Source organism: Tardiphaga sp. 841_E9_N1_2 (genome assembly GCF_051811065.1).
Classification (GTDB): domain Bacteria; phylum Pseudomonadota; class Alphaproteobacteria; order Rhizobiales; family Xanthobacteraceae; genus Tardiphaga; species Tardiphaga robiniae.
The window spans coordinates 6269365-6283309 of record NZ_JBPWQC010000001.1; the positions used below are offsets into that span (position 1 = coordinate 6269365).

The following is a 13945-nucleotide window of genomic DNA, read 5'->3' on the forward strand; positions in this document are numbered from 1 at the left end:
ACTAGCCGCCGCCGGAGAAATGCGAGGCGAAGGAGCCGAAGCCACCATGGGTTACGTGGCTGCTGCTGGATGACGAGCTGTCATATCCGCCGCTGGATGACGATCCGGTGCTGGCGAAGTTGCTGCGTCCCGAAGAACTGCTGCTGCCCCCTGAATAGCCATGGCCGCCGGAGGATGACGACGAACTGCGTTGCTGACACTCCTGCTGCTGGCCGGCGATGGCCGCGCGGTTCGGGTCGCAATGTTCGCTCGGCATCAGCGCATAGGCGCCGCCGCCCAGGGCCATGGTGCCCATGAGCAAGAGCGCCACGTGGTTGGAGCGTTTGCGCGACGGGGCTTCCTCATGCATCGGCTGCACGGGCTGGCGCTTGCCGAAGTTCTTTGCGGGCCTGCTGGTCATGGCGAATACACCATGGAGGCAGCGTTCAGCACGCCGGCAGCAAGGGAGGCGAGGCCGAGCCAGAGGGCCGGGGCCATCTCGCCATTGGCTATGCGATCTGACAATTGCGGCACCGGAATGCGGAGAATGAAATAGACAGCGATCTGCACGATCAGCGCGATGATCGCCCAGATCAGACAATCGATGACATTGGCGGAGTGGACGATCGCGCTAGCCACCGGCAGCACGAAGCCGAGCAGGCTGAGCCCGAGTGCGATCGCAGCTGGCGCGCAATCCTTGCGGATCAGTGCGAACTCGTCATGTGCGGTGACGCGCAGATAGACGAAGAGATACAGCATCACGGCGACAATGCCGGTGCAGAAATAGACCAGAAAGGCCAGCAGCCCGACCAGAGATTGCAGAACCATTCCGCCCCCGAAATGTGCGCCAAGCATGATCGCTTGGTATTCGCCTATGGCATTCGTCGCTGTAAGCAAAGGGTGGGTTCATCCACGCAAACAAAAACCCCGCCTTTCGGCGGGGTTTCGTGAGAACTTTCGGGGAGTGACGCTTAAGCCGGTTTGAAACTCAGGCCGGGATGCGGATCTCTTCTTCGTGCGGTTCGCGGAGCACATAGCCACGGCCCCAGACGGTTTCGATGAAGTTGCGGCCTTCGGAAGCATTCGCCAGCTTCTTGCGCAGCTTGCAGATGAAAACGTCGATGATCTTCAGTTCGGGCTCGTCCATGCCACCATAGAGGTGGTTGAGGAACATTTCCTTGGTGAGGGTGGTGCCCTTGCGGAGCGAGAGCAGCTCCAGCATCTGGTATTCCTTGCCCGTCAGATGGACGCGCTGACCGCCGACTTCCACCGTCTTGGTATCGAGATTGACCACCAGGTCGCCGGTCTGGATGACCGACTGGGCGTGGCCCTTGGAGCGGCGCACGATCGCATGAATGCGGGCAACCAGCTCGTCCTTGTGGAAGGGCTTGGTCATGTAGTCGTCGGCGCCGACGCCGAGACCCTTGACCTTGTCCTCGATGCCGGCGAGGCCCGAGAGAATGAGGATCGGGGTCTTGATCTTGGACACCCGCAGCTGCTTGAGCACATCGTAACCGGACATGTCCGGCAGATTGAGATCGAGCAGGATAATATCGTAGTCGTAGAGCTTGCCGAGATCGACGCCCTCTTCTCCGAGATCCGTCGTATAGACGTTGAAACTCTCGGATTTGAGCATCAGCTCAATCGACTGCGCAACGGCGCTATCATCTTCAATTAGCAAAACGCGCATGCCAGTCCCCTTTAGTCGCCGCTCCGGGCGTCAGGTCGGCCGCCATACTTGCGGCACCAAAAAACGCCTACGAACAACTGATTCGGATCCTGACTGGATATGGTTAACAAAACCTGATTCTTCAGCGCAAGCTCTAATCGTGCAATTTTTGTCGAATCGCCATAAGATGTTGCAGCAAAGACTCTTTTTGTACCCGTACCCGTTCAAGCTCCACATTAAGAGCCGGACTTAACCGACTCCATCGACTCGCCCCTTCCTTCTGATGGCGCGAATGCTCTCAGTCATCCAAGACAGTGACGTAATGATTAACGATGCGGGTAAACACGGGGTTAAGGCCGAGCCGGCAATGAAGCGAAACTTAAGGGTTTTGCAATGAAAGCCCTTGCGGAACAGATTACTGACCTCGATGGCGTCAATATTTACGGCCGGGTGGTCGGTGTTCGCGGGTTAATGGTTGAGGTGGCCGGGCCGATCCACGCGATGTCGGTCGGTGCCCGCATTACCATCGAGACCGGCACAAGCCGTTCCATCCCTGCCGAGGTGATCGGTTTCAGTGGCGACAACGCCGTGGTGATGCCCTTTGCCGGACTGGAAGGCGTACGTCGCGGCTGCCGGGCGGTGATCGCCAATGCCGCCAGCCAGGTGCGGCCCTCGATCGCCTGGCTCGGCCGCGTCGTGAACGCCATGGGCGAGCCGATCGACGGCAAGGGGTCGTTGCTGCAGGGTCCGGCACCGATGCCGTATCGCGCGTCTCCGCCGCCCGCCCATTCTCGCAAACGCGTCGGCGCGCCGCTCGATCTCGGGGTGCGCTCGCTCAATACCTTCCTGACCTGCTGCCGCGGCCAGCGCATGGGCATCTTTGCGGGCTCCGGCGTCGGCAAGTCGGTCTTGCTGTCCATGCTGGCACGCAATGTCGATGCCGACGTGTCGGTCATCGGCCTGATCGGCGAACGTGGCCGTGAAGTGCAGGAGTTCTTGCAGGAGGACTTGGGCGAAGAAGGTCTCGCACGCGCCGTCGTAGTCGTGGCGACTTCGGACGAGCCTGCACTGATGCGGCGCCAGGCGGCCTATCTGACGCTGTCGATCTCGGAGTTCTTCCGCGATGAGGGCAAGGACGTCATGTGCATGATGGACTCGGTCACGCGTTTCGCCATGGCGCAGCGCGAGATCGGCCTGTCCGTCGGCGAGCCGCCGACTGCAAAAGGCTATACACCGACGGTGTTCACCGAACTGCCGAAACTGCTGGAGCGGGCAGGGCCGGGCACCGATGAAGGATCCATCACGGGCATCTTCACGGTGCTGGTCGACGGCGACGATCACAACGAACCCGTTGCGGACGCCGTGCGCGGCATTCTCGATGGCCATATCGTGATGCAACGCGGTATCGCCGAGCGCGGCCGCTATCCTGCTATCAATATTCTGAAGTCGGTGTCGCGAACCATGCCGCGGTCCTGCGATCCAGCCTATTTGCCGACGATCACGAGGGCGCGGCAGATCATGGCGACCTATTCGGATATGGAAGAGCTGATCCGGCTGGGTGCCTATCGCGCCGGTTCCAGTCCGGAAGTGGACGAGGCGATCCGGCTCCATGAGCCGCTTGAGGCATTCCTGCGGCAACGGAAGGACGAAGTCTGCGGACTGGCCCAAGGCTATCAGCAACTGCAACAAATCGTTGGTGGTTTGGAAACGGAACGCTAACTTTGTCAGGCCATCATGACCCTCAGAGAAGAATTTCGGCCGGTCAGCCCCTTGCGGTTGTCCGGTTGTGTCCCGCGTTGAGACTGGGACTTCTGGGGAGTATGAGTCGATGAAGTCACGTGACACCCTGATCCGCCTGAAGAAGTTCCAGGTCGATGAGAAGCGCCGCCGGGTCAATCAGATCGAAGGCATGATCGCGGATTTCCAGCGCATGTCGGTCGATCTCGAGCGCGAGATCCAGACCGAACAGGATCGCGCCGGTATTCAGGATCCCACTCACTTTGCCTATCCCACCTATGCGAAGGCTGCGATTCAACGTCGCGAGAACCTGACACGTTCGGCCGATGAGCTGCGCGTGCAGCTCGAAGACGCGAAGGCATTGCTGAGTGAAGCTTTCGAAGAACTCAAGAAGGTCGAACTGCTCGATGAGCGCGACCAGGCCCGTGCACGCGACGAAGAGAACGCACGCGAACAGGCCGACCTCGACAGCATTGGCCTGATGCGTGCCCGCATCGGCGCAGTGGCCTGATCCGCAGAAGCGGCGAGCCAACGAGCCTCAAAGATTGAAGTCATCAAGCCCGGGCCGCGAGGTCCGGGTTTGCTGTTTGTGGTCTATCCACAGCATAAACAGCGACATGGCCCGCTTGCTATAATCTATGTTACGACAGGGAATACCGCCGGGCGGCACCTCCGTAAGGCGAAAGGTATATTGAGGTTGGGGAGACGTAATGCTGACGCCGGCTGAACTGGTCTGGCTTCTTGCCGCAGTTGCCAAAGGGGATGAAGCCGCCTTCGAGCGACTCTATGCAGCGACGCGCGCGAAACTCTTTGGCGTCGTGATCCGTATCTTGCGCAGACAGGATCTCGCCGAGGAAGTCATCCAGGAGGCCTATGTCAAGATCTGGAACAGCGCCGGGCAATTCAATCCCGGTGTTGCCTCGCCGATCACGTGGATGGCGTCGATCGCTCGTAACCGGGCTATTGATGTCGTTCGCAAGAGAAGCGAAACGTCTATCGAGGAAGAGCCGGCTGCAATGGAAGTGGCAGCCGATACACCTGACCCGCTCGCGCGACAGGAAATGACCGAAGAATTGAAGCGCTTGTTGGAGTGCGTGGGCCGGCTTGAGCCGGACCGGCAGAAACTGGTGCTGCTTGCTTACTACAATGGTTGGAGCCGCGAACAACTCGCGACGAAGTTCGAAGCGCCGGTCAATACAGTGAAGACGTGGCTGCGCCGCAGTATGATGGACATCCGGGAGTGTCTGGGACTGACATGATGGCCTATAGCGAAGACCATATCGCGCTTGCCGCGGAATATGCGCTTGGCACGCTCAGTGCCGAAGAGCGCGTGCAGGTCGAGACCATGATGTCCGTTGACAAGGATTTTGCCGCTGTGGTCGAGGCGTGGGAGCGCAAGCTCGGCGTTTTGAATCAGATGGTCGGCCTTGTCGAGCCGCGTCCCGAAGTCTGGGAGAAAATCCGCGTTGCGATCGGTCTGGCCGGTACGCAAGAAGCGATCGTGCATCCGGAAGCGCCGCAGCCCGCCGTTGCAACTGTCGCTGAACCATCTTCCATTGATACAGTTGACCGTCCGACGCTCGATCGTTCGAACGTGATTGATTTCTCGGTCCAGGCAAAACGCTGGCGCGGTGTGGCCACCGGCATGACCGCGATTGCCGCCATGCTTGTTGCGCTGATTGCCGTGCAGGCCTATCGCCCCGAATTGCTGCCGGCAGGTTTACGCCCGAAGGCAGCGCAACAGGTGGTGCAGGCGCCAGCGCCGGTCGCGCCGCCCGCAGCAGCTCAGTCGCAATACGTCGCCTTGTTGCAGACCGACGCCGCGTCACCCGCATTCATCCTCACTGTCGATGCGGCGACCAAAAACTTTACAGTGCGCAAGGTTGGCGCCGAACCGCAGGCCGGTAAAAGCTACGAGCTCTGGATTGTGTCCGACAAGCTGCAACGCCCGCGTTCGCTCGGCGTGATCGGCAGCAACGACTTCACATCGCGCGCTGCACTCGCTGCCTATGATCCCGATGTCGTCAATCAGGCCACCTATGCCGTGACCATCGAGCCGGAAGGCGGTTCGCCGACCGGTGCAGCTACCGGCCCGATCGTGTTCACCGGCAAGCTGATCGAAACGGTGCCGCCGGCACGGTGATCGTTTGGCTCTCTCGTCATCCGGCATTGGTCCTATGTTCGTCATTCCGGGGTGCATGAAAGCGGCAAAGCCGCTGTAATGCGAACCTCAGTCACTCCGCGGGGAGTGACGTGGAATCTCGATGTGTATTGCTCCCACTGTCATTCCGGGGCGCGGGCGCGCCTTCGCGCACGTGACCCGGAATCCCGACATGTTTTGCGCTGAACATGTCGAGATTCCGGGTTCGCGTCCGACAAAGTGCCGGCCGCGCCCCGGAATGACAATGGGAAGAGGAAGGCTTTGAACATTTTTTTCCTATCTATTCTTGACAATATACCTGAAAGGATTATCTTCCGCTCGTCCGGTTCGCGAGGGGCGCTTCTAGAGGCGTCTTGAAGGGGGACTGGGATGCGGCGCCTGCGGGTGTGGGGTGACGTACCCCGCGCACTCGGGAGGCCTTGGGTCACCGTCCGGCCCCACTACGGGGGTCTGCCACTCATGCTGGCTGGACGTGGCATTGGTGAACGGCGGGAAACCGTCGGGATCAGCGGAGTGCGGAGCTCTGCGCCTTTGCCCGGAAGAACGGTCCCGGGGACAGAAATCGCCCATAGCAGTCGCAGACTGCGTAAACTTGTCTGCGGTGTGGCGCGCCGTGAGGCGTTGCGCGGTTGCAGCTTGCCGGCGTTCCGGTGGAGCGGACCGCGACAGAAACCACCCCTTGCGCCTCACGGCGCGCTGCCACCCCTCATCGTTTGAGGGGGACTGCTCACACCTCGGACGCGCAAGCGCCGCGAGACTGCGAGAGCGTGGCTGTTTGAAATTTGAATCTGTGATGTGGCGCGCTGGCGCGCAGAGCATCCCTCCCACTGCGCAGCTGCGCTGCTTGAGGGAGAAGCAAGAAAGCACCCCACAAAAGAAAAACGCCCGTGGGGAGCGGGCGTTTTCCATTCAGAAGTCCACTCGGGGGGAAGTGGAGCTTCTATGTATTCACCTGACGACCTTGGGGGACATCGCCACGCGAATTCCTGAATTCCTTAGCGGACCATGCTGGCGTTCGAAGTGGTGACAGCAACCGGCTGGCCTGCTTTGATCACACGAGCGCTGGCGGTCTGGCTGTAGCCTTCGTCAGCATTCATGCGGGCCGAGATTCCGAAGCCTGCCACGAAGATACCGGCGACCAGAGCAACGATCACCACCTTGAGGTGGGTCATGCGATCCGCGCTGTAAATCGAGTGGTTCATTGGAAACGCTCCCTGCCGTCTTACTCTGCCTACGACCGTTTGTGTCGTGTCCGCGTCGGCAGGTTCAACTCATCACGCATAGGAAACGTGGTGTTGGGTCGTTCCGTTCCAAATAGTCGATCACAAGGCAGTGATAAGACGTGATCCGGCGCGATTGAAGCACCCGGCTTGGCCCTGAAATTCATAAATTATTATTTATTATCAGAGCGTTGAGGGTGATTCGTGCCGTCGCCCCGAAATGGCCTCGGGATGCGACATTCTGGCAAATCTCTTGTCTGTGACGAATTTACATCGGTTTCGGGTAAGGTTGCTAGCCTCTTGCCGCCGAATCAGACGCTTCCGACGGTCTTCAGGCGCGCACGGGGGTGGATTTCCGCCTGGGACAGCACGGTGGTTTGTGCGCGGAACCGTTCCACCAGCGAGCGCACGAACGGCCGGATCGAGGCCGAGGTGACCAGCACCGGCGCTTCGCCTTCGCGCGCGGCCTGTTCGAAACGATCGCGCACGGTGGTCATGAACTCCGACAGCTTCGATGGCTGCATCGCGAGGCTGCGTTCTTCGCCGGTGCCGATGATCGATTCCGCGAAGGCCTGCTCCCACTGCGCCGACAGTGCGATGAGCGGCAGGTAGCCGTTGTAGGACGTGTTCTGCGCGCAGATCTGTCGCGCGAGGCGCGCACGTACATGCTCGACGATGGTCGAGGGGTTGCGCGAGAAGGCGAGGGCGTCGGCAATGCCTTCGAGGATGGTCGAGAGATCGCGCACCGAAATACGTTCGGTGAGCAGCAATTGCAGCACGCGCTGGATGCCCGACACGGTGATGAGCGACGGGACGATATCCTTGACCAGTTCGCCTTGTTCCTTCGGCAGGTCCTTCAGCAGCTTCTGCACTTCGCCGTAGGACAACAGGTCCGACATATTGCCCTTCAGCAGCTCTGTCAGATGCGTCGACAAGACCGTGGCGGCATCGACCACGGTGTAGCCCTTGAGCGAGGCTTCTTCCTTCAGGCCGGCATCGACCCAGGTCGCGGGCAGGCCGAAGGTCGGCTCTGTCGTGTGAATGCCCGGGACGTTGACCTGGTTGCCACCGGGATCCATGACCATGAACTGGTTCGGCCAGATGCGGCCGGTGCCGGCGTCCACTTCCTTGATCTTGATGATGTAGGTGTTGGCTTCGAGCTGCACGTTGTCCAGGATTCTGACCGACGGCATCACGAAACCCATTTCGACGGCGAGCGACTTGCGCAGCGCCTTGATCTGCTCGGTGAGGCGATCGGTGCCGTCCGGGCCATTGACCAGTGGCAGCAGCGCGTAGCCCAGCTCGATCTTGAGATCGTCGATCTTCAGCGATGCGGAGATCGGCTCGTCCGCGGCGGCGGCTTGTGCGGCGGCGGCGGCGGCCGGTGCTGCGGCCTGATGCGCGACTTCGGCACGCGCGATCTTGTTGCGCTTGTTGGCGGTGACGGCGAGATAGGCTGCGCCGCCGCCCAGCGCGAGGAACGGCAGCATCGGAATGCCCGGCAGCAGCGCCAGCGTCAGCATGACGCCGGCCGACATGCCCAGCGCCTGCGGATAGCCGGAGAATTGCTTGATCAGCGTCTTGTCGGCGGCGCCGGTAATGCCCGCCTTCGAGACGAGCAGGCCTGCGGCGGTCGAGACGATCAGCGCCGGAACCTGTGTGACCAGGCCGTCGCCGACGGTCAGCAGCGTATAGGTGCGGCCGGCTTCCGAGAACGACAGGCCCTGCTGCGCGACGCCGATGATGATCCCGCCGATGACGTTGATGGCGGTGATGAGCAGGCCGGCAATGGCATCGCCGCGGACGAACTTGGAAGCACCGTCCATGGCGCCGAAGAAGCCACTTTCGTCTTCAAGGTCCTTGCGGCGCGCCTTGGCGGTGGCCTCGTCGATCAGGCCAGCCGACAGATCGGCGTCGATCGCCATCTGCTTGCCGGGCATCGAGTCGAGTTGGAAGCGCGCCGCGACTTCGGCGATACGGCCCGAACCCTTGGTGATGACGATGAAGTTCACGATCACCAGGATCGCGAACACGACGATGCCGATGACGAAGTTGCCACCCATCACGAAATTGCCGAACGCCTCGATCACGTGGCCGGCCGCGGCGGTGCCTTCGTGGCCATGCGACAGGATCAGGCGGGTCGAGGCCAGGTTCAGCGACAGCCGCAACATGGTCGAGATCAGCAGCACGGTCGGGAATGATGAGAATTCCAGCGGCGTCTGGGTGAACAGCGCCGTCATCAGGATCAACACCGACATGGTGATGGAGATCGCGAGGAACAGATCCATCACGATGGCTGGCAGCGGCATGATCAGCACGACAAGGATGATCAGAACGCCGAATGCGAGGCCGATATCGCCGCGCAAGACGTTCGTCTTGATGCTGGCGAAGTCGAAACCGCCGCTCTTGGGTGCTCCGAGGCCCTGACCCGCGATCAAATCCGTCATCGATGCCGCTTCCCCGCGCGAATGTCGTTCGCGACTGCCGAACGTCTGCGCGGCGGCCGAAGGGCCGCCGATCCGCAAGTGAGGCACCGCACTGGCATCCACGGGCATTCCCCCGGTCAGCTGACGAGACGCGACTCCACTCGGCAATTTTTGCCGTGTGTATGGTTAGCAAAGGGTTAACGAGGCGTTACTGCGCGGCTTTGCCACAAGCCCGGAGCCAGTTTTGGCCGAAACGGTCTGTTGCACTGTTTCTGCATGCCTAATCCTTCGGCATATCGCTTGACCCGTGGGCACACGCCGAGGATGTTGCCGCCGTGACCATCGCGACCCCCACTTCAGATTCGATGCCGTTCCTGCCTGACTCCCGTCAGGCCTGGATCAGGCTGTCGCTTGCCTTGATCATCGGCTCGCTCGGGTCAGTCGGCATGTGGTCGGTGGTGGTGGCGCTCCCGGCCGTGCAGGCCGATTTCGCCGCCAGCCGCGGCGCGGCGTCGCTGGCCTTTACCCTGACCATGGTTGGCTTCGGTCTCGGCGGCGTGGTGGCCGGCAGGCTCACGGACCGGTTTGGCATCGTGGCCACGATTGCGCTTGCGACCGTCCTGATGGGGGCCGGTTATCTTCTCGCGTCGCAGTCCACGGCGCTCTGGCAGTTCAATCTTATTCACGTGGTGATCGGGGCAGGATCGTCGGCAACCTTCGGGCCGCTGATGGCGGAGGCGTCGCACTGGTTCGAACGCCGGCGCGGCATCGCGGTGACTGTCGCTGCAACCGGCAGCTATATCGGCGGCACGCTCTGGCCGCCGATTGTCAGCTGGGGCATTCTGACTTTTGGCTGGCGCTCGACGCATATCAGTGTCGGGGTCGTCACAACCGTCCTGATGCTCCTGATGCTCGTGGTTCTGCGCGCGCAGATGGGCACGGTCACACGACGTAGTCACGTCAATGCGCCGCCGCCCAAGGTCGATCTCCAGCTCAGCAACAACACGCTGACGACGCTTCTCTTCGTGGCCGGCATTGGTTGCTGTGTCGCCATGGCGATGCCGCAGGTGCATATCGTCGCTTATTGCGGAGATCTCGGCTACGGCGTGACGCGCGGCGCCGAGATGTTGTCGCTGATGCTGGCCTGCGGGATTGTCAGCCGTGTTGGCTCGGGTTTTCTGGCCGATCGTATTGGTGGCATTCGCACACTGCTGATTGGCTCATTGCTGCAGGGATTCGCACTGCTGTTCTATTTGTTCTTCGACAGCCTGGCCTCGCTTTACATCATCTCGGCGATGTTCGGCCTGTTCCAGGGCGGTCTGGTGCCGGCCTATGCCATCATCATCCGCGAGGCGATGCCCGCATCGCAGGCGGCTACGCGTGTCGGCATTGTCATATTGGGCACGGTAGGAGGCATGTCACTTGGCGGCTGGATGTCGGGCGTCATCTTCGACGCCACGGGCTCCTACGCGGCAGCGTTCATGAACGGCCTCGCCTGGAATGCACTCAACGTCACCATTATCACGGCGCTGATGCTGCGGGCGCGCCGCAGGTTAATTTTCTCCTCGGGCGCATCGGTCGCCTAAGGCGTCAGATCCTGCACCGGTGGCATCGCCGGAAATCCATCGATCGGTACGTTTTCGAGCGCGCGTTTGGCCGGGCCGCTACCGAACATGCAGTCCAGCGTCGGCTCGGCAATCGCCGTCATGGTCCGCGGGATCAAGCTTCGTTTGTCCGGCGGCAGCCAGTTCTCGTTCAGCGTGGGGACGCCGCGCTCGGTGACCCCGTACAGGATCGCGTCGAGAATATCGCGATCGCCGATCTCGCTGATCAGCGCGGTGCGGACGCAGTCGCAGATCGCTTCGGGATGCGCATAGCGCGACACCATGAAGGGCGCGCAGAGCCGAATGAACTCGCCGCGCGGATCGGGCATCAGGGACAGGCGACGCGTGTCAGTCATCGCGATGGTCGACACCCCGCACGCCAACAGGCTGCCCAGGACAATGGGAGACAGTGTGCTGAGGGACAGGTACCGCAACAAATTCACCCGGAAAGCAACCGTAGGACGAGAGACGTGCAGGACCTATTATAGATGATGTGAGGTGCGAATGTGAATGCCGCTGTGAGGTGTCACACAGCCTGGCCGACCTTCAGCAACATGCAGCCGCTGATCTTCAGGCTGCCATCCGGCTGCGGCTCCAGCGTGTAGAGCGCATCCCACGGCACGCCATCGGCATCGACGATATGGACTTTCTGCTCGATGGTGCCACCGGACGTATTGTTCTCGGTGAATTCGAAGCTGCGATGGCGATAGATGGGCGCATAGGCGTTGCGCACCATGTCCATGAAGCTGTCGGGATCGGTGAAAATGCTCTGGATGCCGGGGGCCGCGAACCCATAGGCAGTCACAGCATCGTCGCGCGCCAGCGCATCGGCTTGGGAGCTGATGATCTTCTGCGCCGCCGCTACATCGTCCGCAGCATGGAGAGACGATGCGAGGCCGATCATTATGACGACAAGAAAGAGGAGGTCGCGCATAGGCTCACTTGCTCAAAGTGTTCTTGTAGATGACGCCGTCTTTCATGATGATTTTGAAGTTATTCGCGGGATCGGCAATCAGGTTGATGTTGTCCAGCGGATTGCCGTCGACAAGCAATAAGTCCGCGAGCGCACCCTGTTCCACGACGCCGAGCTTGCCGGGATAGGGATTGCGCTTGCCCGACAGCGCCAGCAGTTCGGCGTTTGTCGATGTCGCCATGACCAGCGCTTCGGCGGGCGTGTACCAGCGCGTGAGCGAGGCCAGAATTGCGCCCTGTTGCTGCGCCAGCGCGCGCGAGAACAGCACGTCGGTGCCCCACGCGGTCTTGATCTTGTACTTCCTTGCAAACTCGTAGGACCTGGCTATGCCGGGCCAGACCTCATCCGCCTTGGCTCGCTGGACGGACCCCTCCGGAAAGCCAAGCCTCAAGCCCTCGGGGAGGGGCTGCAAGCTTAACCAGATGTCCTTCTCGGCAAGCAGCCTGGCGGTTGCCTCGTCCATCAGCATGCCGTGTTCGATGCACTTCACGCCCGCGGCAACGGCTCTCTGGATCGCAGCCGGAGTGAAGGCGTGCGCGGCGACATATGTGCCCCAGTTCTCGGCCGCTTCAACGGCGGCGCGTAGTTCGGCCTCGGTGAAAGTGGTCACGTCGACCGGACTGAAAGGTGACGACACGCCGCCGCCCGCCGTCAACTTGACCTGGGAGGCGCCCTGCATGAGTTGTTCGCGCGCGCGCACGCGCACCTCGTCAGGGCTGTCCGCGACCATCGCGCCACCGACCTGCTCCATGCGGGTGAGCATGCCGCCGATCGTGCGTGGTAGATCGGTCAGTTGCCGGAAATCCCCATGCCCGCTCGTGATAGTGATCATGGCGCCTGACGGATAGATGCGCGGGCCCTTGATGATGCCCTCGTCAATGGCATGCTTGAGGCCGAACACCGGCCCGCCAACATCGCGAACAGTGGTGAAGCCGCGCATGAGCGTGTCAGTCGCTTCGCTGCCGGCCAGCAGATTGTTGTAGCCGACGTCACCGAAAGCTTGTGCCGGCGTCACCCGTATCAACATCGCATGCCAATGATTGTCGATCAGGCCAGGCATCAGCGTATGCCCGTTTCCTGCGACACGCTGAGCGTCTGCGGCCGCTATCGGTGCCGTAGAAATACGCTCGATGACATTGCCCTTGACCAGCACATGTGACGGAGCGGAAAGAGTGGCGCTTCTCCCGTCGAAGATTCGAACATTTTCGAAGAGCACATCGTCGGCGCTCGCGCTGGTACCAAATGTCAGCGCAAGAATCGCTGCGAGCAATCGACTACCGACAGGGAACAACATGAGCGTTCTCCGAGCAGTAAAGCCTGCACTATGACAGATACCGGCGTCCACTTGAAGGTGGCGCCGCTACCTGTGGACCCCGGCTGATGTTACGGGGAATCCGCTCGGCCAGACGTGAATATATCTGGTTGCTCAAGCTCGTCTGGCATCGCCCATCCTTCAGCCATCAAAGCGACATGGAGCGCGGTTCGAACGTCGGGCGGCTCAATTTTCCCGACAGTCGCCTCATCAAGAACAGCGATCAGCTTCGTCCACCGCGGCGTTGTCTTGGCTTCGCTGTCAACGTAACGCTGGACCCATCTAACCGCCGCCAGGAGAGAAAAGATCGTGCGGTTCCTCGCCGGGGTTTGCCCGGGCGCCTCAGGCATCAATCGAATTGGTTCAAAGATCATTTGTACACAAACCGACTGCTGAAATTCGCTTCATCGTGCCACAGAGCCGGCAATACGCAATGGGTGCCGGCATGACACGCAGCAACTGCACGTCGCTCTGAAGGCCGTGATCAAGCGCGCGATCACCGTCCTGGATGCGCTGGGCGACTCCGAGATGCGATTTCAAAGCCAGGGGCAGGAGCCGGGCGATCAACGATGCTGAGCTAGCGTATGGCTATACTGACTATACTGAAGCGACGATGCAGTTCATCCCGACCGCGCGAGATTGCAGGCGCAAAGTCTTGGCACATCGATCCAACCCTCTCCGCTACTGACGAAGATCCCCGGAGTCGGGATCGCCAAAGTGTCCGCCACCGGCAACGATTGTCTCACCGGGCTTGAGGCCGGCTCATGCGGGCGATCAGCAAACGCTTCAGAGGAAGAATGCGTATCGAATGGATTGGCTGCAAAAAGCAGCCCCTCACAGACTAGTTCTAAAACACCAAATCAC

General features: G+C 61.0%; 13 protein-coding genes. 5 read left to right on the top strand and 8 right to left on the bottom strand.

Annotation, left to right across the window (positions count from 1 at the left end; all coding sequences use genetic code 11):
- Position 1: 1 nt before the first annotated feature.
- From AB8A50_RS29940 to ctrA, 3 genes are all read right to left on the bottom strand, one after another.
- A complete protein-coding gene (locus tag AB8A50_RS29940) occupies positions 2 to 400 on the bottom strand; it encodes a hypothetical protein (protein ID WP_439079885.1) in 399 nt (132 codons plus the stop codon).
- The gene (locus tag AB8A50_RS29945; protein ID WP_439079886.1) at positions 397 to 807 is read right to left on the bottom strand and encodes a DUF350 domain-containing protein; all 411 of its coding nucleotides are present in this window, start codon (positions 805 to 807) and stop codon (positions 397 to 399) included. The genes AB8A50_RS29940 and AB8A50_RS29945 overlap by 4 nt, the downstream gene beginning before the upstream one ends.
- 160 nt (positions 808 to 967) lie before the next feature.
- Positions 968 to 1669, bottom strand: a complete 702-nt coding sequence (ctrA, locus tag AB8A50_RS29950; RefSeq protein WP_068737116.1) for a response regulator transcription factor CtrA — start codon at positions 1667 to 1669, stop codon at positions 968 to 970.
- 372 nt (positions 1670 to 2041) lie between these two features.
- On the opposite strand from ctrA, the gene fliI reads away from it, so the two are divergent.
- From fliI to AB8A50_RS29970, 4 genes are all read left to right on the top strand, one after another.
- Positions 2042 to 3367 carry a flagellar protein export ATPase FliI gene (gene fliI / locus AB8A50_RS29955; RefSeq protein WP_439079887.1) on the top strand — a complete coding sequence of 442 codons (1326 nt, stop codon included), beginning with the start codon at positions 2042 to 2044 and terminating at the stop codon, positions 3365 to 3367.
- Positions 3368 to 3476: 109 nt separating this feature from the next.
- Positions 3477 to 3896: a flagellar export protein FliJ gene (gene fliJ, locus AB8A50_RS29960; RefSeq protein WP_068737112.1), complete on the top strand. Its 420-nt coding sequence runs from the start codon at positions 3477 to 3479 to the stop codon at positions 3894 to 3896.
- A 199-nt stretch (positions 3897 to 4095) separates the two neighbouring features.
- Complete coding sequence (locus AB8A50_RS29965) at positions 4096 to 4644, top strand: sigma-70 family RNA polymerase sigma factor (RefSeq protein WP_089267514.1); 549 nt, start codon at positions 4096 to 4098, stop codon at positions 4642 to 4644.
- Complete coding sequence (locus AB8A50_RS29970; protein WP_439080060.1) at positions 4644 to 5528, top strand: anti-sigma factor; 885 nt, start codon at positions 4644 to 4646, stop codon at positions 5526 to 5528. The genes AB8A50_RS29965 and AB8A50_RS29970 overlap by 1 nt, the downstream gene beginning before the upstream one ends.
- A 1013-nt stretch (positions 5529 to 6541) precedes the next feature.
- Here AB8A50_RS29970 and AB8A50_RS29975 read toward each other — a convergent pair.
- Positions 6542 to 6748 carry a hypothetical protein gene (locus tag AB8A50_RS29975; protein ID WP_068737106.1) on the bottom strand — a complete coding sequence of 69 codons (207 nt, stop codon included), beginning with the start codon at positions 6746 to 6748 and terminating at the stop codon, positions 6542 to 6544.
- A gap of 329 nt (positions 6749 to 7077) precedes the next feature.
- Positions 7078 to 9315 (bottom strand): flagellar biosynthesis protein FlhA, encoded by a 2238-nt coding sequence (gene flhA, locus AB8A50_RS29980; RefSeq protein WP_086937142.1) that lies wholly within the window; start codon positions 9313 to 9315, stop codon positions 7078 to 7080.
- A 242-nt stretch (positions 9316 to 9557) separates the two neighbouring features.
- Here flhA and AB8A50_RS29985 point away from each other — a divergent pair, with 242 nt between their 5' ends.
- Entirely contained in the window at positions 9558 to 10778 is a 1221-nt protein-coding gene (locus tag AB8A50_RS29985; protein ID WP_439080061.1) for an MFS transporter, read from the top strand.
- On the opposite strand, the gene AB8A50_RS29990 is transcribed toward AB8A50_RS29985, so the two are convergent.
- The 3 genes from AB8A50_RS29990 to AB8A50_RS30000 form a co-directional block, all read right to left on the bottom strand.
- Entirely contained in the window at positions 10775 to 11152 is a 378-nt protein-coding gene (locus AB8A50_RS29990) for a hypothetical protein (protein WP_139285952.1), read from the bottom strand. The genes AB8A50_RS29985 and AB8A50_RS29990 overlap by 4 nt on opposite strands.
- A gap of 170 nt (positions 11153 to 11322) precedes the next feature.
- Entirely contained in the window at positions 11323 to 11730 is a 408-nt protein-coding gene (locus AB8A50_RS29995) for a DUF4864 domain-containing protein (RefSeq protein WP_439079888.1), read from the bottom strand.
- 4 nt (positions 11731 to 11734) lie between these two features.
- Positions 11735 to 13039: an amidohydrolase family protein gene (locus AB8A50_RS30000; protein ID WP_439079889.1), complete on the bottom strand. Its 1305-nt coding sequence runs from the start codon at positions 13037 to 13039 to the stop codon at positions 11735 to 11737.
- Positions 13040 to 13945: the final 906 nt, after the last annotated feature.